Below are 26,848 nucleotides of genomic sequence, written 5' to 3' on the forward strand. Positions count from 1 at the left end.
ATTTGGGATTTGTCCTTTCTTTTATTTGAAAATAGTAGTCTAACTTACATAACTTACCAGAACTTTTAATCTATTTGTAACCTACGAGTCATATTTCTATGTTATAACTAGATAGATGAGAAAGGGGTTGCTTTATGCGAGCTTTGAAACAAACAATTGCCACAGTTGGAATCCTATTATTATCCTTACCTATTACATATGTGGCAAAAGCAGAATCAACAAATGACACGTTAAATCGTGCGAATGAACAGCTAGAGCAGAATCAACAAACCATTCTTCAAAAGGAAAAAGAACAGCAAGCCATAAATGAAGAAGTGAATACTATTCAACAAAATGTACAAGCTCTTGATCAGGAAATTTCAAGCAGTGAACAAAGCCTAGCTGATGTTGAAACAAAGATATCAGAGATCCAAAAATTAATTGAACAAAAGAAAGAAGAGATTGTTCTTCTTCAGGACAAGGTATATGCACGCGAAGATATTATGGAAAAGCGTTTAGTTGCTCTTCAGCATAGTGATCGTACAACAATCGTTATCGATACACTTATTAATTCTGAAAGCATCGGTAATTTCTTTGAACGTGTTGGGGCCGTTGCCACAATATTGGATGCCGATCAAAATATCGTTGAACAACAACAAGCAGATATAAATCAAATTGAAGAAGAAAAGAAAGAAATCGATAAACAAGAACAACTTTTAGTTTCCCAACAGGCTGAATTAGAAACTAAAAGAATTGAGCTTGAGCAAAAACGTGTAAAAAGAAATCAGGCACTTGTTGCCTTACAAGATAAATATCAATCATTGTCAGCTGAAATTACTCTAGCAGAAAAAGAGAAGTCAACGATTCAATCTAAGATAAGTACAATTCAAGATCAGATTAAAAAAGAAGAGGAAGCTGCAAAAGCCAGAGCTGTTGAATTAGCTAAAGCTAAAAAAGCAAAGGAAGAAGCTGTTGTACAACAAACAGTTGCTCCACCGCCAACAGCGCCAAAAAAACAAACAACTACACAAACAAACACACAAACAACGAAAAAAGACAGTGACACTTCATCTAAATCAGGAAAAGAATTGTATGTTTCTGCGACTGCATACAGTCATGAAGATACGAAAAATGATGTAACTTATCTCGGTTATAATATTAAAAAGAACCCGAATATGAAGCTTATTGCCGTTGATCCCGGTGTCATCCCTCTCGGCTCAAAAGTTTGGGTAGAAGGATATGGCGTTGCCATCGCAGGTGACACAGGTGGAGCTATTATTGGACATAAAATAGATGTGTTAATGCCTTCAAGTGCAAAAGCACTTCAGTGGGGACGTAAAACCGTAAAAATTAAAATATTAGATTAGATTTGGCTGCAACGAAAGGATAGATAAACCAGAAAACCTTCTGGCTTATCTATCCTTTTGTTTTTAAAATGACTGAAGATTCATTATCTAAGATAAAGACCATATAAGATTTATCCTCTTTAAAATTCCAATCAATAAATATATCTTTGACACTAGTCTGAAAAACCTCTTCAAATTTGCCATTACGATGAAAGTGGCTTTTCTCTAATTCATCCTTTGTCATTTTCAATTCATCTGCAAATCCCTTCTGAATAAGAGATTTTTCAATAGGAACTAAAATTCCTTTTCTTTCAATTACATAAAGTGATTTAGATAATGGATATAGTTTTATTTGATCTGGGACTTTTTCTACTAGTAGACTAATTCTAGCCACTTCCGATTCCAACAACTTCAGATTAACGTGTTCTTCCGGCATACATTCACGGCCTACTCTTTCATCTAATACAAACATCATCATCCCCGTGTTATTCGGCAAATTCCAATCATGGTAATGGTCAACAACATCTTGATTCAATGAAATCTCTACTACTCCTTTTAATTCCTCAATGGCATAATTAATAATAACGGTTCTAGCTTTTTCTACCTGATTCCTATAACCTTGCTGAATAAGAACTTCCTCCATAGGTGATATGAAACCTCTGATGTAAACAACCAAGTATCGGTCAGATAAAGTCGATTGACATAATTGAGGACCTCTTCCAAAATTCTTTCTAAGGATTTTACTTGTAAAGCTACTAATTGAATTTAATATTTCTTGATTCATTCACTTCACTCATTTCCTTATTTTATTATTTCTTTTATGATCGTATGTAAATAAGCTATTTGATACTTCAATGTTAGTTGATGAGATGTTGGTATGACATCAAGCTTGCTTTGTAACGAATCTAACTCTTCGATAATATTACAAAGGAACTCAACAATAGAAACAACCATATTAATTAATAGCTGCTTTTCTATTCTGACATCCTTTAATAATATCATGCTCTGTTCCATTAAATTACGTAGATCAGATAGATTATTTTTTATTTCAATGATATGTTTGTTTTCCACCTTACTATTATAATCGTGAAAAGTTTCAGCTATTTCTTTTAGCAGACTACAAATTTCACTCAACTTTACAGGTGTCATTTTGGTCATTACCTTTAATGATTGTGAATATTCATAACAATTTTCCATTTGCTCCACCATCCTACTACCCAATCATTAATATCCCCAAAAAGTAAAAAGCCAAAATAGCAAAAAGTTTTCTGTCTTTTTGCTATTTTGGCTTTTGTTTAGCTAACTATTCTAATATCTACCAAGATTATTTAAATGACTTCAAGTACTATCATTATTTTTTATAAATAATTCGTTTAATATATCATATTAAAAATTGAAATTATTGTATATAGATGTTTTAAAGTAAATAGAAAAACATATAACTTCTATCATTTTTATAGTCCCAAAATAAAAATATATCCTCTACCCTTGTCTCAAAGATAGAATCAAATTTCCCCTTATGAAAAAAACAGGAATTTTTAATATCATTTGAACGTTCTTGTAATAGCCCGAAATATCCCTTATTATATAAAATTTTCTCCATTTGTATTAATGTATTACGGCATTCTACAGCATACATGTTTTGATTGATCTTAATAATTTCCATACTTGTTGGTGCTTTATAAATTTCATTCTTTACCACACTTATACCTTCAAATAGCTTTTCTTTAAAAGCCGGGTGAATATCCGTATTCATCCAATTCCTGGAATGACTATTTTCTACTATCAGCATCCCAGTATTTCTGTTAAAGTTCCAATCCTCAAAATAAGAATCGAAACTCATTCCCAGAGAATCTTTCACTTCCCCAATGAATTCATCAACAACATCCTCCATTACTGCCGATCGGAACTTATAGACCAAATTTACATTATCATTTTTTAGTAATACTTCCTCAGCCGGAGTGATATATTTACGTACAAAAGCGATGATTCTATTTGAATGTAACGTGACAGAACACATTTCAGGCCCTTTTCCAAACCTTCGTTTTAAAATCTTACTTAAAGTACTACTTAGCAGAAGAAGATCTTCCTGGTAGTAACTATTTGTATTCTTCATTCATATGTTCCCCCTAGGTCTAAGTCAATAAAAAACAAAAAGGCCTAACTCCATATAGAAGTTAGGCCATGGAAAGACGGGCTATTATCAAAATAGTTTCTTCCATTTACCATTTAAGGTTTATTTATATTTATGTATCATTTGAAATTGAATTGTATTTAAGAAATTAACTAATAACAGCAAGAAATTAGTCTTATAAATATTAACATTATTCTAACGACTCCGCAACAGATTTAACCCAGCTATCTGTTAGTATAGTTCCTACCATTAGAGAAATCATAAGATCGTACGTATTAACATACCCGAGGTGATAATATGGATCGAAGAAACCAACATTCGGAAGTAACTCCTCATCAAGACGGGAAACAAGAATCTATTATTAATGATTCCTTATCAACAGCTGGTTCACAAATGGGAATTCGTCTGGAAGCCGACCCTGAGTTCACTCAAGAAAAAAACCCTTTTGATCACGAAATCAAACAGGATCCATCAATGGCTGCATTTGAAAACATCATGAGAGGCAAGAAAATTGAAGAGTAAAGGATGATTTTATATGGGTGATTGGAACGAACAAGCGGCCCCAAATAATAATATTCCGGCAAACCGGTTACGATCTCAAAATCTAAAATTAAATAAACAAAGCAAATTCAAAGGAAGATCAAGAAAAAATACAGCTATTACTAGTGAATAATGTATGTAAGGACAGCCCTATTCTCTTGGACTGTCCGATATGTCATTACTTTTGTTTCTCAATGAAATCATAAATTTCCTGTTTTGAAGGTAAAGCGGAAATTGCTCCTTTACCAGTAGTAGTAAGGGCTCCACTTGCATTTGCATAAGATAAAATATCTACATGCTCTTGTTTTAATAGTGATTCAAGATTAAAAATCGTGGCATTTTTTTCTATTAATTTAGATAAAAAACCGCCTATAAATGCATCCCCTGCACCTGTTGTATCCTGTACAGTAACCTTATAACCCGCTGATGAGAAGCTTTCTTCATTCACATAAAGAATAGCCCCTGCTGCACCCTTTGTATAAATTACCGCTTTCACATCACCTGTAAATAGAGAGTGTATTGCTTCTTTTTCATCTTTGATTCCTGTAATAAATTCCAGCTCTTCATCTGATATTTTTACTACATGCGCTTGTGGAAGAAATTCTCTTATCGTTGCTTGACATTCTTCAGCGCTTTCCCATAACGGCAATCGCACATTAGGGTCAAAGCTTATCAAAGTTCCCTTTTCTTTCGCCACTTTTATTGCCTTTACATGTGCCTGTTTCATCGGGCTTTCGACTAAGTCAACAGAACAAAAATGAAGAATATCTCCTTCATTAAACCAGTTGTCGCTTATCTCATCCTCTGATAGCAAAAGATCTGCTGATGGATTTCGATAAAATGAAAAGTCCCTCTCTCCATCTTCTTTTAGAGAGACAAAAGCAAGTGCTGTGTTTGCTTTTTTGGTTCTCAAAATATACTCTGTATTGACACCAACATTGTTCAACGTATCTATTAAGAAATCACCGAACGCATCCTCACCCAGCTTTGTAATCATTGATGCTTGTCCTCCAGCTTTTGCAACGGCTGCTGCAACATTTGCCGGGGCACCACCTGGAGCCCTCTCAAACGAAACTACCTCTTTTAGAGCAACTCCCTTTTGAGCTGGAATGAAATCAATTAAAACCTCTCCAATTGAAAATAACCTGGCCATCCTCTTCACCTCATATTTATGTAAACTACTTATAAGTATACACAATCTACTTTTATAAATAATAGATATTTATTGTAAGGAAGAACAAAAGGACAGTCCCGACACCACATTTTTATGTGCCTGCAGACTATCCCCTTATGAATATTTTTTAGACTGGTACTGCAACAAAGAATTCATTATATAACGCTTGAACAGCTCGCTTTTCCTGAGGCTCTTTTACTCCAAACATCATGCTAACCTCTGAGGAACCTTGATTGATCATTTCAATATTTACGTCAGCGTGTGCAAGAGCTTTTGCGGCACGAGCTGTTGTCCCAACATTATGGCGCATTCCTTCACCAACAACCATAATCAAAACAAGGTCGTGTTCAATAATGACTTCATCTGCATGCAACTCTGTCATAATTCGTTCTTTTATTTTCACTTCAAGTGCTTCATCCATTTGATCTTGTCGCAAAATAACTGTTACATCATCAATACCTGATGGTACATGTTCATATGTTAAACCATTATCCTCTAAAATTTGTAATAGTTTACGTCCAAAGCCGATTTCACGGTTCATCAAGTATTTGCTCACATAAATACTACAAAAACCTTTATCACTTGCAATACCAATAACTGGCCCGTTAGAATTTGATCTCTCATTTACAATTCTTGTTCCAGGTGCTGAAGGATTATTTGTGTTTTTCACATTTACAGGAATACCTGCTCTAAATGCAGGAATTAATGCTTCATCATGGAATACAGAAAAGCCTGCATATGAAAGCTCACGCATTTCACGATATGTCAACTCACTAATCTCCTTAGGATTTTGAACAAACGTTGGATTAACTGAATATACCGCGTCAACATCTGTAAAATTTTCATACAGGTCAGCTTTGATACCATTTGCTAAAATTGATCCTGTAATATCGGATCCACTTCTTGAAAATGTTAGGACCTCACCTTTTTTGTTGTAACCGAAAAACCCTGGGAATACAACGATCCCTTCTTTTTCGCGAAGTTTATATAAGTTCTCATACGATTCAGGTAGTACTTGAGCGTTACCAGGCTCATCTGAGACAAGTAAACCGGCATCTTTTGGATTAACATACTCGGCATTAAGCCCGCTGTGTCGGAAGAATGCGGCAATCAACTTTGCATTATTATCCTCTCCACTTGCTTTTACGGCATCAAGGTAACTTTCAGGCTTACTTTTGTCTCCTGATAATAATACCTTTAAGTCAGTTGAAATGGTTTCTACAATATCCAGAGGGATCGATAATTCCTTTACGATACTTGCATACCTTTCAATGATCGTTTGAAAGACTTCCTCAGCATTTTCATTTGCTAAATGTTTCTCCGCACATTCGATCAATAAATCAGTTACCTTTATATCATCTGAATACCGTTTTCCAGGTGCAGAAACAACAACAACCTTTCGAGTTGGATCTGACTCAACAATATTCAACACTTTTTTTAATTGTTCACCTGAAGCTAAAGAGGAACCACCGAACTTTACAACTTTCATTTCTACATCTCCTACTATTTAAAATTTTCAGTCAAATTTTAATCACTATTATCCTCTGTTTTCTTCAATTAATCAAGGGTTTTCTTTATATGATGTACAATTGTCCTTTTAAAGGAGACAGTCTTGAGTGATCCCCTTAAAAAGCCAGCAGAGCATACCAAAAAGCTCAGAGTCTAAAAAGAACTGAGCTTTCTTTATATTCATGTGTTATTGTACACATAAGTGAAACCTTTCACGCTAACTAATAACCTACAACATTCCCCATAGTAAACTGATTTGAGCGGTAACGAAGTAAAGAAGCAATCCAACCAATACCACTATAACTATTTGTTTTGGGGACTGATATAAAACAACTAATGTGACGATCCAGAGTATAAATTCAGCGATATTAATAATATCTACATACCAAAATCCAAATGCATATGTCTGTCTTGAAATAAACATAAATATAATAGATGAAATAATAATTGCCATAATACCTTTCCCTTTTGCATACCAACATATAAAAGCCATAAATGGTGAAATAACAGTCATGAAAACCCAGATTATCATATATGATTTAGGGAAAAAACCAGCTATCGTAACAGTATAAAGATAATAGCTACCTACCATACCTACAAAAAACAAAAAAACATTTACGGCAGACCTAACAGGTGATTTGCTATACACAGAAATAAGCATCGCAAGGAAAATCCAAACTCCTATACGAGAAAAGAAGTTCCTTAAATCCAACATTTCAAGGAAATATGGTAATACATTACTGGGAGTTTCATCAAGTACCTTGGAAATTATGCCTGAAAGAATACCTGCGAAAAGTATTAAAGCAGAATATAAAATTTGCCTTGATAGTGATATATTTATTGGTTTTCGAATTTTAGTTAAAAAGGCTTTCATTTATCTCCTCACAAATATAATAATAGTTAAAAAGAAGCAGTCCAATTTAGTTGCGAAATGGACTGCTATTGGCGTGCTAATCAATGTTTTGTATTTGAAAACCGAACCGCCGGCTCTTATCATTATGCAGTTAATTTTACGATAATGCTTTCCGCCACCACATCCCAATAACCAGGAGTTTCCTGATAAGCGGACGTTATTTTTTTGTACATTGCCGATTGCTTTTCAGAGAACGCAGGATCTTCCTTAGATGGTAATTTGCTTCGTTCCTCCATTACAAACTCCTGCATTTTTGCTGCGCGGGGACCCCATACTGCTACTTCCTCCCCTTCACTATTTAGAAAAATAAAAATGGGAATCGCACGAGATGTACCATTTGTTAAATATTGATCCATGAGCTCTAAATTTGAATCACGAAGTACAAAGCGAACTTCCATGCTGATTTCTTCAGCAATTTTAAGGAGGATAGGATTGTTCAGCATTGCATCGCCACACCAGTCTTCCGTCAGTACGATCGCTTTTAGCTCTTTATCTTTTAACGAAGATAAGCGGCTTTTATGTGTTTCATTTAATGAAAACTTATCATAAATCCCCATCATTTCTGATTTGTTCACGTTCATTCCATTTATATACTCTTCTTTTGTTAAACCATTATTGTACCAATCAAGTAAATTCATTATAACGATCCCTCCTTATTATTAATTTCATTTTAGAGGGTTGTCATGTTTTTTTCAATTAAAGTGAGACTACCATCAATGGGGGTTTTCTTCATTCCCCAATGATGGTTAGCGAAACTTATCCGATCTTTACGGTCAGTTATCTCCCACTTATCATCTTTATTTCTCTCTAATCTTGAAGTCGGAGTCTTACTGGCCGTTAAGAATGGGATAAATTAGTCCGTCATACGTTTTTTAAATATCCGATATGCCAGAGCAAAAATCACGATGATCCAAATAATTATGACAACAAGGTTACTCCATACATCTACAATGCCTGCACCTGATTGTACCTCTCGAGCCAGTTCGACAAGCTGAGTGTTTGGCATATATTCCACAGCCTTTAAGATAGGGAATTTTTCAGCAAGCAGTAAGGCATATGAACTAAAAGTAAATAGAAAGAAAAAAGGCATAATCACAACTGAGGCTTCCATGACTGATTTTGTCATCAAGCCGAGAAAGGTTCCTAAACCAATGTAGAATAATGTAGACAACGCAATTGCAACAGCGATGATCATGACATTTTCCGGCTTATACTCAATTAAAAAACAAGAAACAGTAATAATAAAAATAGTGGTGATAAATGTCAGCATCCCTTTACCAGCCAAGATTTCCACCGTACTGGCAGGTGACAGCATTAATCCGCGCAATGTATTCTTTTCCTTTTCCTCAGCAATAAGCGAGCATTGAATAAACGCAGCAACAAGAGACAATGTCATGTTAATAACAATATATTGCATATCAATCGTCAATTCTCCCTGTGAACCGTAAAGCAGTGCCATAAATAACGGGATAATAGCCGTAAAGGATACATACATATTTTTTGAAATATCTTTATAATCTTTCTGAAAAATGGCTAAGGTCCTTTTTAATGAAAATGTCATGATAATTTCCTCCCTGTTATCTCAACAAATATATCCCCTAAGGTTGGTTCGTTTGTATGAACCGACACTACTTTATTTTCTGACATAAAGCGATACAGCTTTTCCGCACCATCTTCCCCTTTTGAAATGACTTCTGTTGTACCGTCCGTTAATTCGACCGTAAGTGTATGATCTGCATAGCTCTTGCGCAATTCCTTCGGTGGTCCGATCAGCTGTATGGAGCCGTTATGAAGAAATGCAACACGATCGCACAATAATTCTGCTTCATTCATATCATGAGTTGTTAGAAAAATTGTTGTACCATTCTCCTTTAGTTCCTGTAAACCGCGATAAATATGGCGGGAATTAACAGGATCGAGAGCTGATGTAGGCTCATCTAAAAACAGCAGCTCCGGTTTATGAAGAAATGCCCGCGCAAGCGTCACTCTTTGCAGCATCCCCTTTGAAAGCTTTGAAACAATCTTTTTACTTTCTTCTTTTAAATTAACCATTTCCAGTACTTCATCTATTCGTGAAATACTCACATCATAAAGCCCGCAATATAGTTTTAAATTGTCATAGATCGATAAGCGTTCATACAAGCCACTATTGTCAGTAATAATCCCGATTTTTTTCTATTAATCGGATTTTTCAATTGGAAAGCAGGTTCCCCGAACACTAGTGCAGCTCCATCTGTTTGTGACAGTTGGGCTGTTAAGATTTTTATAGTCGTTGTCTTTCCTGAACCACTCGGCCCGAGAAAACCAAATACTTCTCCTTTATTTACTTCAAATGAAACATCCTCAAGTGCACGCTGATTACCGAACAGTTTTGCCAATGACTTTACTTCTATTATCTTTTTCATTGTCATCCTCCTGTATTGCTCTGTGATATGACTTCATCATATAGGAGGAGTCACAATGGTGCAGTAAAAAGCCCGCAAAAGGAGCAAAATGCTATGTAGGTGGCGCATATTCACCGTGAATGGAGCACTATTTTAAGCCAAGCATCCCTTTTAATTCCGCCATTTTTGCCTTCGAGAGCGGAACCGAGGATTTGCTAGCGTCATTTAGGATAAGTGTAAAGCTGTTTCTCGTCCATGTTACAACTTCCCTCACCTTTTGCAAATTAACGATATACGAACGATGACAGCGGAAAAAACCAAATGGTTGCAGTCGCTCCTCCAACTCATTCAGAGTGAACATACTTTGATAAGTTTCCCCTTTAATATAAAGCAGTGACTGACCTTCACTGCTTTCGATATAATCAATTTCGGGGGGATCAAATAAAACAATTTTCTCATTCACTTTTGTTGGAATTTTTTCAAATCTGACAGGCTGAGTAACGGCTTCCATATCGGTCTCCTGTTCAGATTCTTCCGCGGTTACATCAAGCTTAAAAAGACCAGTACTATCTAAACGATATACATTGTCGGTTAGGGTCAATGCGCTTTCCATATTGCCGGTTAGAATGACTACTGCTTTATCTTTGCTAATTAACTCCTGTACGACCATATTAAGGACTCTTTTCGTTTCCAGATCCGTGTTTTGGTCAGGTTCCTCTAATACATAAAGAGATACTGGTTTGAGCAGCAAATTACCCAGATGTACTCTTTTTTCTCCGAAAAACTTAACTTTCCAATTCTTGTATTCTTCTGTTCTTCCAGTTGAACAGTTAGCAGAATTTGTTCTAGTGCTGATTTAGAATCATACAGTTTTTGATAAAATGATAGATACTCCTTTACAGTCAGCCTCTCATATAGGCCGTCATTCAAGGATAAAACTCCGATATGCTGTAAATATTTTTTCTTTGAAGCAGCAATGCTTATATCATTCACCTTTATTGTTCCTGCCAAGATCGGAAGCTCTCCTAACAGCATACTCATTACTATTTTCTGCACATCCATATTCGTATGAATGGCAACAGCATTTCCCGCATCGACTGTCAAACTGAAAGACGGAAAGATAACTGCATTGCCTTCATGCTTTTCTAAATCGCTAATTGATAATATATTCATAGCCTCCACCCTAACTATTTCAATTATTTCCAATTATAACGCAAGGCTTGTCTAAAATTCAGAGAAAAATTCCTTTCCTGGGAAATATACGAATAATTTGTCTGAGGAATTCGACATTTTTCAGAACAAAAGCGCAAGCGCCTTGATCAGCCCTCGGGCAAATAAGACGCAAATGAATTGAAAAGTCCTTTGTCTTCGTCTTCAATTCATTTGTGGCTAGACCGTAGAGGGAGTCAATAACGAGACGTCCTGTGCGATCTAAGGCTACGCGCTGGAGCTGGATGTCGCGCACTTATCCACAGTTCAAAGAATTTTATAGTTTCCTGAGCAACAAAAAAACTGCTGATTCAATCAGCAGCTATTTTTGCTTGTAGTAAGTAAGGGCAAGGGCAAACGCCAGAACCGTTCCTTTCACAATATCCATTGCAAAATAAGGTACGGACATCATAACAAGTCCATTCTGTAATATACCAATTAAGACGGCACCGACAAATGTTCCAAAAGCATTTGGCTTACCTGCACCTAGCACAGAGAATCCAATAAATGCAGCGGCAACTGAATCCATTAAATAAGGTGCTCCAGCGTTGATCTCAGCTGTCATGACCCTTGATGCCAAAACAATTCCTCCGATTGATGCAAAAAGAGCTGATAAAAGATAAGCAGCTACTTTATATTTATTAACAGGAATTCCTGATAATCTTGCAGCTTCAATATTCCCGCCGATTACATACATATAACGGCCATGCTTTGTGTATGTTAAAAAAATATGAACAGCAATCACTACGACCACCATAATGACAATAATCCAAGGTACTTGTCCGATATGCTCAAAAACCGGACTAATAAGTCCTGTTGCAAATGTTCCGTCAGGCATGACCATATTTTGTGATACAGTAGCACCTTTCGTATATGTTAAAGCAATTCCCTGCACAATAAACATCGTTGCAAGAGTTATTAACATATCGGGAACTTTTAATTTTACTATAAAAAATGAATTTAGAACCCCAACTAATAATGAAGCTATTATAGCTGAGAATATGGCAATGAGTGTGTTCTGTGAGAACCAGACAAACATTGAAATAACAATCGCGTTTGATAATGAAGCAACAGACCCTACAGATAAGTCGAACCCATTCACAGAAAGTGAAATGGTAATTCCGATTGCGATTATCGTTACTATAGATATTGATCGTAAAATATTAATAATATTATTCCCTTGAATAAAGGTTGGATTAGAAACTGCAAACACGATGATAAGAATAAAGATCGTTAATATTGTTCCATATTTATACAAAAATTGAAACAAATCAAATGATCTTTTTCCTTTATTGGTTTGCACAGGATTTAATTCAGTCATCTTAGTTGCCTCCTGTTGAATAAAATAATAGGTCTTCTTCGTTCGTTATATCTGTATTTACTTCTTTAACAACCTTACCGTCGTACAAGACATATAAGCGATTTGTAATCCCGATGATTTCGGCTAATTCTGAAGAGGCATATAGGATAGCCTTTCCTCTTTTTGCCAACTCACAAATGAGTTCAAAAATATCTTTTTTGGCTCCTACATCTACTCCTTTTGTAGGTTCGTCAAAAATATAAACATCTGCATCAGTAATAAGCCATTTTCCTATCGCAATTTTCTGTTGATTTCCACCGGATAAATTTTTCACCTTCGTTTCATCTGATGGTGTTTTTATTCCAAGGCTTTTAATCAGCTCAACAGCTTGTTGCTTTTCCTTTTTACGCATTACAAAGCTAAGTGCACTTGTGAAAGCTCCCAGGTTTGCAGCGGTTAAATTCGTTACAACGGACTCTTCTACCAAGATCCCTTCTTTTCGTCTTTCTTCAGGTACCAAGGCAATCCCCTGTTTAACTGCTTGATAAGGGTTGTCCATTTTTAGTTTTTTACCATGTAGCTTTATTTCTCCTGATGTACGTTTCTTTTCACCAAACAAGGTTTTACATAGCTCTGTTTTACCTGCTCCTACTAAGCCTGCGATTCCGACAATTTCACCTTGTCTTACATGTAGGGAAACATCTGATAGTTTTTCATGATCATACAGATGGTTGACCTCCAGGATCGTTTCACCAATTTGAAATGTTCTCTCCGGAAACTGCTCTTCTAGCTCTCTGCCAAGCATGTTTTCTATTACTTTATTAGGAGTTGTCTCACGAATACGTTCATGTGTGACAAGCATTCCATTTCTCATGATTGTAATCTCATCACAAATCTCAAATATTTCAGGAAGACGGTGTGAAATAAAGATAATTCCGACATTTTTCTCCTTTAGATCACGAATAATCCTGAATAACTCCTTTGTCTCAGCATGACTTAATGGTGCAGTCGGCTCATCGAGGATAAGGAATTTACATTTTGACGAGACTGTTCTTGCAATCAGCACCATCTGTTTTTCTGCAAGAGTCAGTTCACTTACCAGCTTTTTAGATGACACCTTTATATTTAAGCTATTTAAAATTTCAGTTGCTTGTTGATGGATTTGCTTCCAGCGAATGAATTGCCTCTTTCCCATCTCACTCACTGTTTTGGTGAGCATAATGTTCTCTCCTACTGTTAAATATGGGATAAGGGCTGTATCCACTTCCTGGTGAACAATTTGAATACCTTGTACTTGTGCATCCTTAGGGTCTTTAATTAACACTTCTTTGCCATTTATTTGAATTTGTCCTGTGTAATGATTGTAAGCACCTGATAAAACTTTCATTAGAGTCGATTTTCCGGCACCATTTGCTCCAATTAGTGCATGAGTCGTACCGCTTTTCATCGTAAAATTAACAGAGTCAAGTGCTTTTACTCCAGGAAACTCAATGGATATTTCTTTCATTTTTAATACAGATGTATTCATTGTCCTTCCTCCTTCCTTATTGATCTGTTCTTAGTTTATTGGAATATTTATTTGGAGGTTTATATAGAGGAAAAAAGGAAAGAGGCGGGTGTTTCGAGAGTATGAACTAAGACTCCACCCGTCTCTACTAGAGATATTATTTCTTATAATATTCTTTTAATGTTTTCATCCAGTCTTCTTCAAATGCATCTGACTGACCCCAACCTTCCACAGTGTCAGCTAAATTCACCATATTAATAGGCTCATTCGATTGTAGTAACGCATCTTGTGAAATAAGTGAAGCTTCAAGATTATATGTTTCTGGTGTTTTTTCATCAGCAAGTTTTTTAGCCAAAATTCTCATGTCCACGGCACCGATAAGCTTTGGATCAACAGCTGCCGTGTATTTCCATGAGCTTGCTTCATTTTGCATTTCTTGTAGATCTGCATTGGAAACATCAATGCCGTAAATCTTAATTTCATCTCTTCCAGCTTCTTTGATTGCGCGTGCAGCACCGATTGCAAATGCATCCCATGTTGCGAAGATCGCATCAATTTCACCTTTCGGGTGCTTATTAAGCATAGAAGCAACAGCATTTTGCGTTTGAACAGATGTATCTGCAGATGCAATACCAAAGCGCTCTACTTCTTTAATTCCCGGATTATTCTTTAAAACATCTTGGTAAACAGCGTTTCTTCTAACCATTGGAGGGAAACCGTCAACCCAAAGGTATACGATATTCGCTTCACCTTTTGTCTCTTTCACTAATTGATCTAAAGCTAATTTAGCCAGTGCTTCATCATCTTGTGAAGTTAATGTCACTCCATTAATTTTTGATAATCCATCAATCGAGTCAAATGTAACAACACTTTTACCTGCATCAACCAACTTTTGCACAGCATTAATTGTTGCTTCATCATCGCCATGAGATATGATAAATCCATCATAATCTTCTTCAAGTCCTTGTGCGATGGCATCATGGAATTTAGCTGTGTCACCATTTGCTGTGAATACATCAACTTGGAAGCCTAATGCTTCCCCTTCTTCTTTAGCTCCTGCTAGAAATTGAGCTGTATGATCATCCCCGCCAATTTTGCGGATTACTTTAATTTTCACTTCTTCACCATCTTTAAATCTTTCAGGCACATTATCGAGTGACACGTCAGGATTCCCTTTTGATTTTGTCGACTCATTCGCTCCGCCATTACTGGATGAACACCCTGAAACAAATATGGATAATACCAATGTTAAAATAAATAATGTGTTAAATAGTTTGTTCTTCATAGCTGCATTGCTCCCCTCAATTAATAGAATATGATTTACTCATGCCTTGAACTTGTTCTCTCTAATTTCACAAGTCCTGGTAACACAAAAAACCTCTCTTAGACAGAGAGGTTTCACCACAATAATAGGAGTCTCCTCTCTTATCTTTCAAAGCTATATACAGCTTTGCAGGATTTAGCACCAATTCTATTCGAAAATAGAACGGTTGCCGGGCATCATCGGGCCAGTCCCTCTGCCACTCTTGATAAGAGATGTTTTTATGCGATTAAGTAAAATAACAATATATATACTTTAATCCGGTATAGAATGAATGTCAACCATTATTTGAATATTTATAATATCAGAATTTATTATATCTTTATAATAAAAGGCTTACATTTTTTTCAATATAAAAGACAAGCATCCATGCTTGCCCATGTGAATTATTACTTTCTTTTCTGTGCTTTCATTTTGTTGTTAGCTAACTCTGCAGCATATTCTTCCTGGGATTTACCTTGTTTTTGACTTTCAGATTCAATCTTTCTGAACTTATTATCGTTTCTATTTGGCATACTCTCACCTCCTACCAGACTGTGTTATTTTACACAACTGATTAAGATGCATGCACTTAACTTTCTTTTAGTTATTTTGCGTACTATGGTCTTTTAATAAAGTTACATGTAATATTTAGTCCGTTCCATTTCGCTCCACTACCGATTCAAACTAGGATCTAAATGAAATTCTTTCAGAAAACAGCTTATCTTTTCTTCAATTCTTGTATACACATTGATTCATGTAGCAATTATATATACTATTACAAATAAATACCGCAAGTAAATTAACCTTTTTATTATCTATTGGTATAATGGAGGGTAGAATTTATTCTTACATATAAAAGAAAGGTTTGATCTGATTTGGAACACAATTCCTCAAACTTTATTAAAACCATTATTAAAGAGGATCTTGAGACAGGAAAACGGGATTATGTGTACACTCGCTTCCCGCCGGAACCAAATGGCTATCTTCATATTGGTCATGCAAAATCGATTGTTATTAACTTTGGATTAGCAGATGAATTTAATGGAAAAACAAATTTACGATTTGATGATACAAATCCATTAAAAGAGGATACAGAATATGTAGAATCCATTAAAGAAGATGTAGCTTGGTTAGGCTACGACTGGGACGGTTTATTCTTTGCATCCGATTATTTTGAAGAAATGTACAATCGTGCCGTTCTCCTTATCAAAAAAGGTAAAGCCTATGTAGATGATTTAACAGCGGATGAAATTAGAGAATATCGTGGTACATTGACTGAGCCTGGTAAAGAAAGTCCATACAGAACTCGCTCTATTGAGGAAAACCTTGATTTATTTGAGCGTATGCGTAATGGAGAATTTGGCAATGGAGAAAAAGTTCTCCGTGCAAAAATTGATATGTCATCACCAAATATAAATTTACGTGATCCTGTTATCTACCGTGTTTCACATGCTACTCATCATAATACTGGTGATACATGGTGTATCTATCCAATGTATGCTTTTGCTCATCCACTCGAAGATGCAATCGAAGGCATTACACATTCCTTATGTACAACAGAGTTCGAGGACCAACGCCCTCTTTATAACTGGGTTATTGAAGAATGTGAAATGGAGCATCAACCACAGCAAATAGAATTTGGTCGTTTAGGTATCACGAATACAGTGATGAGTAAGCGAAAATTAAAACAACTTGTTGATGAGAAGGTTGTTGATGGATGGGATGATCCGCGTATGCCAACCATCTCCGGGTTACGTAGAAAAGGATATACACCAAAAGCTATTCGTGAATTTGTAAAAGAGACTGGTGTTTCAAAGGGATTTGCTACAGTTGATGAAGCGATGCTTGAGCATTTTGTCCGTGAAGACTTAAAACTTCAAGCTCCTCGAACAATGGGAATCTTGAAGCCTTTGAAAGTTGTCATTACAAATTATCCGGAAGATCAAGTTGAAATGCTTGATGCAGAGATTAATCCCGAAGTACCTGAGATGGGAACAAGACAAATTCCATTTTCCCGTGAAATTTATATCGAGCAAGAGGACTTTATGGAAAACCCTCCCAAAAAGTATTTCCGCCTGTTCCCTGGAAATGAAGTAAGATTAAAACATGCTTATTTCATTAAATGTGAAGAGGTTATCAAAGATGAAAATGGAAATGTGATTGAGATTCATTGTACCTACGATCCGGAAACAAAGAGTGGTACCGGCTTTACTGGCCGTAAAGTAAAAGGGACATTACACTGGGTTGATGCTAAACATGCATTGCCTGCGGAATTTCGTTTATATGAGCCACTTATCCTTGATAAGCAAAAAGACGAAGAAGGTGAAGATGAAGCTGAGTCTTCAGAAGAAAAAACGTTCCTTGATTATATAAATGAAAACTCTCTTGAAGTTTTACAAGGATTTATTGAACCGAATATGAAGGATATTCAGCCACAAGACAAATTTCAATTTTTCCGCCATGGATACTTTAATGTGGATCCTAAGCACACAACAGCAGAAAAAACGGTATTCAATCGGATCGTGTCTCTGAAAAGTTCTTTTAAATTAAAATAGTGACATTATTAGAAAAACAAAGGCTTGTCGCCAAGTCCTAATGACGAAAGCCTTAGTTTTTCTTATACTTTCATCCATAAAATTTAAATACTTTCTGATAGTATAAAAAGAAGATGGCAATCGTAAGCCATCTTCTTTTATAATGGAAGCTCTATTAAGAAAATTGTACCGTCTGAAGAGGTCTCGTGGACGGAAATATATCCATCATGGTTTTCTATAATTCTTTTGACAATCATTAACCCTAAGCCTGTTCCATCTTCTTTTGAGCTTGTGAACGGATCAAAAACCTTTTCCTTTAGATCAAACGGTATTCCCGGACCATTATCCTTAACATAAATTTGAAAGTAATGATCGGACACTTGAGAATATATACGTATTTCTCCCTGGCCGCGCATTGCTTCAATACTATTCCGAACAAGATTATGAAAAACCTGCTTCATTTGCTTTGAATCAATTGGTACAGTTCTATGAATCAGGTTGATATGAATGGTAATATCTTCAGAGGAATCAATAATTAACGGTAAAAATTCCTCCAATACACTTTGAAGACATACCTCTTTTTTAATTGGTGCTCCAGGCTTTGATAAAAGCAGCATTTCCTCAATGATACTGTTAATCCGTTCAAGTTCCTTCATCAGTAGAGCCATATGATATTGGTTTTTCTCTTTATCCCCCAGTGATTGATTCATCAACGATAAGAAGCCTTGGACAACAGCCAAGGGATTCCGGATTTCGTGTGCAGCACCTGCAGCTATTTCTCCAACTATGGCTAACTTCTCAGATTGATACATTCTTTTCTCTAGTTCTTCGGTTTCTGTCATATCAACAATGTTAATCATTCTTCCAATAATTTGACACTGATGATCGTGCATTCCTGTTTGAGATACGAGTAAGACCTTATTTTCTTTTGCAGTTTTATAATTAATTTTTCTATGATGAAAGTTTGAATCAAGAGTTAAGATACTCCAAAACTGTTCGTTTTCATCATAAATCTGTTCATTCATAAACTTACTTATTCTGTCTTCGTTATAGTGTAAAATATCAGCAGCTGCTCTATTAATTTTGAGCTCTGACAACTCATCATTTATTGTTATAATACCAATTGGCAAAGAATTCACGATTTGCTCACGATACATTTTATCATTCAAAATAGTTGTAAATGAATCTTTTAGACTCTTGGACATTTGATTTATGGAATTCGCCAATTCTTCAAATTCGACCTGTTTCAGGGGTGGCAGAGTAAGCCCGTACTGGCCTCTGGCAATTAGGTCAACTTTATCAACCATTGTTTCAATTGGCTTCGTCAAATTTGCACTTATTCGATACGCAGCCATAATAGACAAACAAATAGCCACTATTGTAATACTAATGAGCAGCCAGAGTGCATTTGAGATAATACTCGAAAACTCGTCCGAATATACAGTGAACTTTGTAAAGACCAGTTCCTTCTCTTCATTTATTTCTGTCCGTAATTCTTCAAGTTGCGGCAAGTAATCTGAATGTATATATGTACGGGCATCATCATACTCTTCATATGCTAATAATCCTTGAATATTATTAATGACCATAAAGTCTAGTAATTCTATATCTTTTTTTATACTAATTAAGGAAGAAGGTACAGCAGGAGGTTGATCAGACGTTTTATTTTCTTCTTCATCTTGATAAGACTGATAGACTTCAACGAAATCACAGCATAAATTTTCTCCTAAGTACTCTTTTACAACCAGCTCTTTAACGGCAAGATCCTTATCCCATTGTGTAAGCCAATAGACCTCAGGTACGTTCTTCTCCTCTATTTTGTTACTCACTTCTTTAACAGCTTCAATTGATTGTACCAAAATGTAGGAAAAACCACTTAACAGAAAAGTCAAAATGAGGAGGATTGAGAGAATTTTTGCTCGAAATGACATAAGTTTCAATAATTTTCTCAACGTAATCCTCCTTACTTTAATGAAGGAAAGCTAATCTCTCCTTTATCGAATTTATTCTTTTCATTTTCTATAAACTGTTTATCTTTATCAGATAACATCGGTCCAAACGGAGCTAGGCTATACACACCATGCTCAGCGCTTAACATCACTTGTCCATGAGGAATTCCATCCTTACTAAAGTAATCTTCCATCATGACAACATATGCTTGTGATACATCATTTTTCACGCTTGTAATGACATGATCCTTCCCCATATACGATTGATCGTCAAGATAGCCAATGACATATATTCCTGATTTTTTCGCCAAATCTATGACATCTCTATTGAAGGAGTTGCCTTTACTATAAACAACATCTACTCCCTCATCTATTAACTGTTGAAGTATTTTGGAAGCTTTTTTACCATCGTCTCTGCTATTAACATGACGATAATAGAATTTTATCTCCGGTTTATAATAAGCTAACCCTGATTCAAACTCCGGATTTTTGTTTCTTGCTTCATAAGAATCAATTACGCCAACTTTATTTGTTTCAGTCACTTTTGCTGCTGCAAGTGCAGCAAAGTATTCGATTTCCCCTTGATCAAATGTGTAAACAGATTGATTCGGATACTTTGAAGTACCATGCAAAGTGATAAAGTGAATATCTGAGTACTTTTTTGCTGATTCTGTAAATACGTCCGAAAACTCTCGACCATGACCGATAATCACTTGTGATTGGTTTTGAACTGCTTCTTCAATTGTATCCTTTATTAGTTTGTCTGTATTAATTTCACTATATAGAGTTACGTCAACTGGAAAAAGCTCTTCCATTTTCAGTTTTCCTTTATATGCTAAACTCCCCCAACTTTGATCTACAATAACATCTGATGTTATGATTGTCACCTTTGTTTTCCCGTCGGTTCCAGTTGAAACAGCTTCTGAGATGATATCTTTCATCTTAAATCCAATTATACTAATAAAGATAATTCCAACAATCACTGCTATTATCCCAATAAATCTAAGTTGTGTCGATTGTTGCATCATTCTTTTCTCTCCCTACAGATTGTTCAGTATCTGACATCATTATAGCGAACAATCCAACCACATGCTATATATTTATAAGAAATATCTACATTATTCGACAATCATACAAATCGTCCATCTTTCTAAAATTTCCATTACAAAATTACATTTTCATCAGGAAGTCTAAATAAGGAGAAACGTTCCCTACAAAGAACAAACTCAGTGCATAATTCACACTGAGTTCCCTACACATTAAAGATAATTTACGATCAGCCAATCCTTCAATTCTTCTTTAAGTTTATGATGTATTGGATCTTTCGCTTCCTTTTTGTATTGTTTTAAAAGGTTTAAGATTGTTCTTTCTCCATGAAATTCCTTTAGCATATGATCCATGTTTTCGATAACAATTGCAGTTGCGTTCGGTTTTTCCAGTTGCTTAATTCTTTTTACATTTTCCGGATTTGCCTGTACATCCTTATCACCTGTAATAGCCAAAATCGGACATTGAGCATCTTTAAGGATATTAATAATCATTTCTGTTGAAAAAGAGTAATGTTCTCTAAACCATCTTACCGGCATCTTTTTCAATTGATACCTCATTGTATCACCTTGTGATTGCACGATTCTTCTTTTTAAATTAGCAGCTTGTTTTTCCAACTTCGATTCTGTAACAAGTTTTCTCAAGATCATACCTTTCAAGCCTTTTAACTGCTTTATTTCCTCTATAGCTTGTTTATTTTGGTAAGCCATTGACTCTTCAATATTACTTGCTGTCCCGGCAAGCAATATTAAACCGGCAACCGGGAATTGTTGATGTGCGACTGTTCCAATAATACATCCTTCACTATGACCTAATAGCAAAATCCTATCATGGTCTACTTTTGGATGATTCTTTAAATATCGAATGGTTTCTTGCACATCACGGACCAAATCCAGCATACCGGATTTGATCGGATCACCTTCACTTTCCCCGACAGATCTTTTATCATATCTTAGCGTAATAAAGCCTAATCCCGTTAAAAAATGAGCTAATTCTTTATATAAATCTGATTGAATCGCAGGTTTCTTCATATTTCCATCCCGATCTGAACTACCTGAGCCATTAATTAAGATCATAGCAGGGTGTTTATCCGATTCTAAAGATGGAAAGGCCATTGTCCCCTTCAATGTTATATCATGAATGATTGAGACCTCTTCTTCACGAATTGTGCTCATAGACTTATCCCCTTTTTATTATTATCATTATTGATAATGATAACATCTTTCCAGAGAATTGTCATTATCTTTTAAGTGAGAAAAATTAGTCTTCGTCTTTTACGTCTATATCCTCAGGAATTGGTTCTTTCATATACTCTTCCACTACCTTTTTATATTTTTCCATTTGTTCTAGGTGGGTATTAAATTGTTCCTTATTAATTAAATATTGATTTCCATCAAAGAGTGCTCTAATCTTTTTTTCAAGGACCAGTTTTTTAATTTGCTCTTCTGATAAAGACAGGTATTCTGCTGTTTCTTGAACTGTTAAATACATGATATTCTCCTTCTCTTCCTTCATTGGTTACCATCATAGTAGATTATACTTGTTTTTTTCAAGTATAAAGCCAATTCACATCTGTGAATTGGCGGTGTGATTGGCTATTACTACTGACTTAATTCCTCTATATCTGCATTAAAGCTTTTGCTTTTTATTCCTGCTCTTAATAGCTGAATATCAACCTCAACGTTCAGTTCCGCTTTTGCGAATTCTTCATCCCATCTGTCCTCAACTTCTTTGTACTTAGTATGATCCTGTCTATTAAGAGCATCTCCAAATCCGAAGATGTCTACTTCGTATTCTTTCTGGACTTTTTTAATTAGCTGGGATATTTCTGCTTTCACGAATTTTTCAACTAGTTTTTCCTGGTCTGAATAAACATTAATTTTTGTCAAATCTTTTGGACATTGTGTTCCTTGTATCTTAGCTTCCGCATTAATCTTCACTTTGATCTTTGGTCGATCATTTTCATATTTAGATTCTAATCTCACCTTTGATCTTATGACTCGAACATCTAAAAAAAACTCACCTTTATTTGTCGTATTAGCATCTTCTGAATCACATGCAATACTCAAACTCGTACTTCTTAACTCTTTCGTCCAAAGGTATCCCCTAGTTTCATTTAGTGAAAGTTTCCCCACCATTTTATCACCATTAAAAACAGCCATTCCATCGGCAAGAACCAATGCACCAGGATCAATTTCTTTATTATTATCTACAGATTGCCCTTTTTCAGGATCTCCTCGAATGGATATTATCCCGGCAACAGGATTAATTCCCTTTGAAATAAGGGATGTAATGAAATCATATAACTGAACATCAGGATTTCCACCCCACTCGTCCGTTAGCGTCGCAATTTGAGTACTAAGCTTCAATGAAGGACTTTTTTGCACAGGATAGGTAATTTTTGTGAAAGTTGAAGCAGGATAACCACTTGTGATAACAATACTAAAGTCATTTCGGAACTGTCCACTTCGATCAAGGAAATCCAAAAACCCAAATATCCCCTCTCTTGCCACTTCTTCACTAATATAAAGAACTCTTGTATGTGAAAATACGAGCTTACGGGTTAGACCTACATTCATTTTATTTGATAATTCCGAGAGAGAATTCCCTTCTAATGTGTAGATGTTAACAGGAGCATTTCCTTGTGCACTTTGTTTTCCAAATTCTGCAGAGTTAATAACCTCTACTGTCATTCGATACTTTTTTTCTTCTCCTTTGTCCACTGCAATACCCGTGACAATCGCTATCTCATCAAGCTCTTCCCGGTCCCAACACCCTGTTAGAAATAATAGTAGAGCAAAAAATGGCAATAGGATTTTTTTAGTCATTTTCCTTCTTACCCCCAGTGTTTTGATCTGGAGAAGATGGCCTAGAAATATCTTTATTTTTCACCGGTGCCTTAGTCATCAAATATGAAGGGCGATACCGGTCTCCCCAAATTGGGACACGGACAAACACATCTGTTTGATCTTTTAGTTTGAACGGAGCAACAGGAGTTAAATACGGGATGCCAAATGTTCGCAAACTTACTAAGTGAATAACCATAACAATAAGTGATAAAAGAATTCCATATAAACCTAGTGATGCAGCCATAATAATCAGAATAAATCGAATCAACCTTGCTGCAATGGAAAAATTATAAATAGGCGACACAAAGCTTGCAATGGCAGAGAATGCAACAACGACAACTAAAACATTCGAAACCAAACCGGCTTCGACTGCAGCTTGTCCAATAACTAGCGCACCTACAATAGATAATGTTTGGCCAACAGCCCGCGGCATTCTAACTCCTGCTTCCCTTAATACTTCAAAGGTAAGCTCCATCATTAAGATTTCAATAACTGCAGGAAATGGTACCCCTTCCCTCTGACTTTGTATATTTATTAAAAGCGGCGTTGGCATTAACTCATGATGATAAGTCGTAATCGCCACATATAGAGAGGGAAATGTTAGAGTAATCATAAAGGACACATATCGGATAATTCTTATAAAGCTTGTCATAAAAAATGGTTGATAATAGTCCTCTGTAGACTGAAAGAAATCTGTAAAAACAGAGGGAACAATCAACACAAATGGTGAACCGTCAAGGAGAATGGCAATTTTCCCCTCCAAAATATTACCGCTAATGCTATCAGGTCGTTCACTGTTATAAACAAGAGGGAAAAAGGTTAAGGTTTCATCTGTAATAAACTCCTCGACATTCCCAGTATCAAGGATACCTGAAGCATTTATCTTATTTATCCTTAGCTTTACCTCACTTAGAATATCTTCATTTACAATTCCTTTCATATATCCAATCGATAGTTTTGTATTTGAGTCACTTCCAACTCTAAAATCTTCAAAAATCAGTCGGGGACTTTTTATTTTTTTCTAATTAGACCTATATTCGTGTTAATATCTTCAATAAACCCTTCCTTTGGACCACGAATAATCGTCTGAGTACTCGGCTCTGAAATGGAACGTTTATCTGTTCCGCCTATGTTTAACGCTAAGGCCTTACTATGCTCATCAATCATGACAACAGCATAACCGTTTAACATTTGCCAAACAAGCTGATGAAGTGTTTCTGAATATTCATAAGAAACCGCCGGGAAAAAGGCTTCTCTTAAAGAGTCTAAATCTCTGTGTGCATCTGTTCTCGGCTGCTTAAATGCGTCTCTCAGTGGTTCTAAAACCTGCATATTCAGCTCGCTTTTATTTAACATTGTACCTAAGTAACAAACACATCCCCTTAGATCTCCAACTTTAATATGGATTTCTTCATAATCAGTCGTTTGTTTAAATAACTCTTGAATACTACATAAATTTCGATCCAGCTTACTGTCATAATGCTTTGGTATCCCCTCTTGATCATATATCTCTTTTTCAGAGGTTCTTCCTCTATTTTTGTTTTTTCTTCTTGTAAACAAAGATGAAAAACTACTCATGAGCTAGACTCCTTTTTTCTTTTCCTTGTTTTCCATAAAATAAAGGGCAGTAGAAGCAGAGGAATACCGAATTGAAAAGGGATATGCATAAAGAATGGCACAAACACTAACCCTTCCTTAAGATGTTCGACAAAGTTATGACTAATACCAGCTGAGAAAAAGGCAATGAGGGATCCCATTGGAAGTGTCATACTTCGATATGGTTTATTCGTAATTAGTTCTAGACCCTTTAAACCTCCGTAAAAAAAGATCCCCACCTTTACGATGATTCCGAACATAACGAAAAACACAATAATTAAATCTACTCGTTCAATAAAATTCAATAGGGATATTTCACGTGAAGCACTCAATAAAGGGAAGTTTGCACGTTCCTTTAAATCAACTCCTAAAGTTGATATTTGGATGATAGCTCCATATGCAAGTAATACACCACTGGTAAAAACACCCGCTGCACTCACCTTTTTTATATGTTTCTTTGTGCCAATATAGGCGCTTATGACCATAAAGGTTACCGCTTCTCCAAAAGGAAAAGTAATTAGCTGCGGAAAAAGCGCGTTAACAATAGGTTTAAATCCCTCAGCTAAGATCGGCTGGATATTGCTCATTTCAAACTCACCCGAGAACCATATACCTAAACCTGTCATAACAATGAATGCTACAACATATGGAAAGAATACTTCACTTGTTCTCCCCAGTACTTCTAAGCCGTGCTGAAAGATATAAACGATTACAAGCATCATCGTGATAGAGATAACTTCTAGTGGTGTTACCTCAAAAATTGTAGAAACTAAGAGTTCACAAAAATCCCTTAACACCCTGGCAGATACATAAAAGAAATAGATAACATATAAGAGTGTGAAAAATTTGCCGATGTATTTTCCAAAACAAAAGACAAATAGCTCAAATAAGTTCTTACCAGGTACTTTTGAAAGGAGAAACAAATAATAAAGCATAATAGCCATTCCAAAAAAAGTTCCAATGATCACAGCAATCCAAGCATCCTGCTTTGCTTCATTTCCTATTCCTACTAAAGCGGCGCTACCAATTTGAAAACAAACAATTAGGATATAAAGCTGCCAGAGTGAAATTTTCTCTACCAGTTGCTTCATTACTCTACTTACTTCCTATGTTTTTTAGCTTTTGCAATTTTTCTTTCACACTTTTCCCTACCGAATAAAGAAACCCAACTAGCAGAAAAACATAGATCATCCATTTATTAGATCCCGGATCCATCGCTAAAAGTGTTTTATATTGGTTAATTAAATTACTGCTATAGAGATACGCATCAATCTGAGCAATCAATAAGCTAAGCAGGAAAAAATTGTAAGAAACATAACAGCTCTCATTGGCTACACACCTTAACCATATTTGAAATGATAAAACTAAGTTAAAACGAACTACTAATCAACCACGATACTTACTCCTTCTAATATATGGTTTATTATGGACAAATGTGGTTTTTTTAGTATGAAAGAACCAAAATCTTTCTGTGTTTATTTTTGGACACTCAAACGATCCGTGCACATACAGATAAATTATGTCTAAAACAATAAAAATTTTGTCTATTTGATAGAAGGATTGTCGAAGCCATTC

General features: G+C 35.7%; 24 protein-coding genes, 2 pseudogenes and 1 riboswitch. Of the genes and pseudogenes, 4 read left to right on the top strand and 22 right to left on the bottom strand.

All coding sequences use genetic code 11. From position 1 onward, the window contains the following. Positions 1-134 precede the first annotated feature (134 nt). Entirely contained in the window at positions 135-1,346 is a 1,212-nt protein-coding gene (locus AC0L8O_RS20400) for a 3D domain-containing protein (protein ID WP_473444921.1), read from the top strand. A 49-nt stretch (positions 1,347-1,395) separates the two neighbouring features. Here AC0L8O_RS20400 and AC0L8O_RS20405 read toward each other — a convergent pair whose 3' ends face one another. From AC0L8O_RS20405 to AC0L8O_RS20415, 3 genes are all read right to left on the bottom strand, one after another. Then, on the bottom strand, positions 1,396-2,109 hold the full coding sequence (locus AC0L8O_RS20405) for a Na-translocating system protein MpsC family protein (protein ID WP_473444922.1): 714 nt from the start codon (positions 2,107-2,109) through the stop codon (positions 1,396-1,398). A gap of 17 nt (positions 2,110-2,126) precedes the next feature. Next, positions 2,127-2,522, bottom strand: coding sequence for a hypothetical protein (locus AC0L8O_RS20410; RefSeq protein WP_473444924.1), 396 nt, complete (start codon positions 2,520-2,522; stop codon positions 2,127-2,129). 220 nt (positions 2,523-2,742) lie between these two features. Next, on the bottom strand, positions 2,743-3,441 hold the full coding sequence (locus tag AC0L8O_RS20415) for a Na-translocating system protein MpsC family protein (protein WP_473444926.1): 699 nt from the start codon (positions 3,439-3,441) through the stop codon (positions 2,743-2,745). A gap of 315 nt (positions 3,442-3,756) precedes the next feature. Here AC0L8O_RS20415 and AC0L8O_RS20420 point away from each other — a divergent pair, with 315 nt between their 5' ends. Beyond that, entirely contained in the window at positions 3,757-3,981 is a 225-nt protein-coding gene (locus tag AC0L8O_RS20420) for a hypothetical protein (protein WP_473444928.1), read from the top strand. A 13-nt stretch (positions 3,982-3,994) separates the two neighbouring features. Beyond that, positions 3,995-4,132: a hypothetical protein gene (locus AC0L8O_RS20425; protein ID WP_473444930.1), complete on the top strand. Its 138-nt coding sequence runs from the start codon at positions 3,995-3,997 to the stop codon at positions 4,130-4,132. 45 nt (positions 4,133-4,177) lie between these two features. Here the strand turns inward: AC0L8O_RS20425 and AC0L8O_RS20430 are convergent, their stop codons facing one another. The 12 genes and pseudogenes from AC0L8O_RS20430 to AC0L8O_RS20485 form a co-directional block, all read right to left on the bottom strand. After that, positions 4,178-5,152, bottom strand: a complete 975-nt coding sequence (locus AC0L8O_RS20430; RefSeq protein WP_473444932.1) for a carbohydrate kinase family protein — start codon at positions 5,150-5,152, stop codon at positions 4,178-4,180. A 148-nt stretch (positions 5,153-5,300) separates the two neighbouring features. Then, complete coding sequence (locus tag AC0L8O_RS20435) at positions 5,301-6,662, bottom strand: aspartate kinase (protein ID WP_473444934.1); 1,362 nt, start codon at positions 6,660-6,662, stop codon at positions 5,301-5,303. 249 nt (positions 6,663-6,911) lie between these two features. Further along, positions 6,912-7,556, bottom strand: a complete 645-nt coding sequence (locus AC0L8O_RS20440; RefSeq protein ID WP_473444936.1) for a hypothetical protein — start codon at positions 7,554-7,556, stop codon at positions 6,912-6,914. A gap of 122 nt (positions 7,557-7,678) precedes the next feature. Then, on the bottom strand, positions 7,679-8,233 hold the full coding sequence (locus AC0L8O_RS20445) for a thioredoxin family protein (RefSeq protein WP_473444938.1): 555 nt from the start codon (positions 8,231-8,233) through the stop codon (positions 7,679-7,681). A gap of 215 nt (positions 8,234-8,448) precedes the next feature. Beyond that, entirely contained in the window at positions 8,449-9,156 is a 708-nt protein-coding gene (locus AC0L8O_RS20450) for an ABC transporter permease (RefSeq protein WP_473444939.1), read from the bottom strand. Next, positions 9,153-10,000, bottom strand: a pseudogene (locus AC0L8O_RS20455) (ABC transporter ATP-binding protein). Before AC0L8O_RS20455 ends, AC0L8O_RS20450 begins: the two are co-directional and overlap by 4 nt. A gap of 127 nt (positions 10,001-10,127) precedes the next feature. Continuing rightward, positions 10,128-10,649, bottom strand: coding sequence for a LytTR family DNA-binding domain-containing protein (locus AC0L8O_RS20460; protein WP_473444941.1), 522 nt, complete (start codon positions 10,647-10,649; stop codon positions 10,128-10,130). 47 nt (positions 10,650-10,696) lie between these two features. Then, positions 10,697-11,152 (bottom strand): ATP-binding cassette domain-containing protein, encoded by a 456-nt coding sequence (locus tag AC0L8O_RS20465; RefSeq protein WP_473444943.1) that lies wholly within the window; start codon positions 11,150-11,152, stop codon positions 10,697-10,699. 358 nt (positions 11,153-11,510) lie between these two features. Continuing rightward, positions 11,511-12,509 carry an ABC transporter permease gene (locus tag AC0L8O_RS20470; protein ID WP_473444945.1) on the bottom strand — a complete coding sequence of 333 codons (999 nt, stop codon included), beginning with the start codon at positions 12,507-12,509 and terminating at the stop codon, positions 11,511-11,513. Between the two features lies 1 nt (position 12,510). Beyond that, on the bottom strand, positions 12,511-14,016 hold the full coding sequence (locus AC0L8O_RS20475) for a sugar ABC transporter ATP-binding protein (protein ID WP_473444947.1): 1,506 nt from the start codon (positions 14,014-14,016) through the stop codon (positions 12,511-12,513). A gap of 136 nt (positions 14,017-14,152) precedes the next feature. Continuing rightward, on the bottom strand, positions 14,153-15,280 hold the full coding sequence (locus AC0L8O_RS20480; protein WP_473444949.1) for a sugar ABC transporter substrate-binding protein: 1,128 nt from the start codon (positions 15,278-15,280) through the stop codon (positions 14,153-14,155). 137 nt (positions 15,281-15,417) lie between these two features. Then, positions 15,418-15,531: riboswitch (SAM riboswitch) on the bottom strand. 174 nt (positions 15,532-15,705) lie between these two features. Continuing rightward, positions 15,706-15,831 carry a hypothetical protein gene (locus AC0L8O_RS20485; protein WP_275955422.1) on the bottom strand — a complete coding sequence of 42 codons (126 nt, stop codon included), beginning with the start codon at positions 15,829-15,831 and terminating at the stop codon, positions 15,706-15,708. A gap of 342 nt (positions 15,832-16,173) precedes the next feature. Between AC0L8O_RS20485 and AC0L8O_RS20490 the strand changes: the two genes are divergently transcribed. Continuing rightward, on the top strand, positions 16,174-17,853 hold the full coding sequence (locus AC0L8O_RS20490; RefSeq protein WP_473444951.1) for a glutamine--tRNA ligase/YqeY domain fusion protein: 1,680 nt from the start codon (positions 16,174-16,176) through the stop codon (positions 17,851-17,853). Between the two features lie 137 nt (positions 17,854-17,990). Here AC0L8O_RS20490 and AC0L8O_RS20495 read toward each other — a convergent pair whose 3' ends face one another. The 7 genes and pseudogenes from AC0L8O_RS20495 to AC0L8O_RS20525 all read right to left on the bottom strand — a co-directional run bounded on the left by AC0L8O_RS20495 (position 17,991) and on the right by AC0L8O_RS20525 (position 26,364). After that, positions 17,991-19,784 (bottom strand): sensor histidine kinase, encoded by a 1,794-nt coding sequence (locus AC0L8O_RS20495; RefSeq protein WP_473444953.1) that lies wholly within the window; start codon positions 19,782-19,784, stop codon positions 17,991-17,993. Between the two features lie 11 nt (positions 19,785-19,795). Further along, positions 19,796-20,809: a BMP family ABC transporter substrate-binding protein gene (locus AC0L8O_RS20500; protein WP_473444955.1), complete on the bottom strand. Its 1,014-nt coding sequence runs from the start codon at positions 20,807-20,809 to the stop codon at positions 19,796-19,798. Between the two features lie 231 nt (positions 20,810-21,040). Then, entirely contained in the window at positions 21,041-22,003 is a 963-nt protein-coding gene (locus tag AC0L8O_RS20505) for an alpha/beta hydrolase (protein ID WP_473444957.1), read from the bottom strand. A gap of 85 nt (positions 22,004-22,088) precedes the next feature. Continuing rightward, a complete protein-coding gene (locus AC0L8O_RS20510; RefSeq protein WP_026562116.1) occupies positions 22,089-22,319 on the bottom strand; it encodes an excisionase family DNA-binding protein in 231 nt (76 codons plus the stop codon). A 110-nt stretch (positions 22,320-22,429) separates the two neighbouring features. After that, on the bottom strand, positions 22,430-23,656 hold the full coding sequence (locus AC0L8O_RS20515) for a Ger(x)C family spore germination protein (RefSeq protein ID WP_473444959.1): 1,227 nt from the start codon (positions 23,654-23,656) through the stop codon (positions 22,430-22,432). Continuing rightward, a pseudogene (locus AC0L8O_RS20520) lies at positions 23,649-25,255 on the bottom strand (spore germination protein). Before AC0L8O_RS20520 ends, AC0L8O_RS20515 begins: the two are co-directional and overlap by 8 nt. Continuing rightward, on the bottom strand, positions 25,252-26,364 hold the full coding sequence (locus tag AC0L8O_RS20525) for a GerAB/ArcD/ProY family transporter (protein ID WP_473444961.1): 1,113 nt from the start codon (positions 26,362-26,364) through the stop codon (positions 25,252-25,254). The pseudogene AC0L8O_RS20520 and the gene AC0L8O_RS20525 overlap by 4 nt, the downstream one beginning before the upstream one ends. Positions 26,365-26,848 lie beyond the last annotated feature (484 nt).

The sequence above is a fragment of the Metabacillus sp. KJ11-3 genome, from assembly GCF_055808295.1.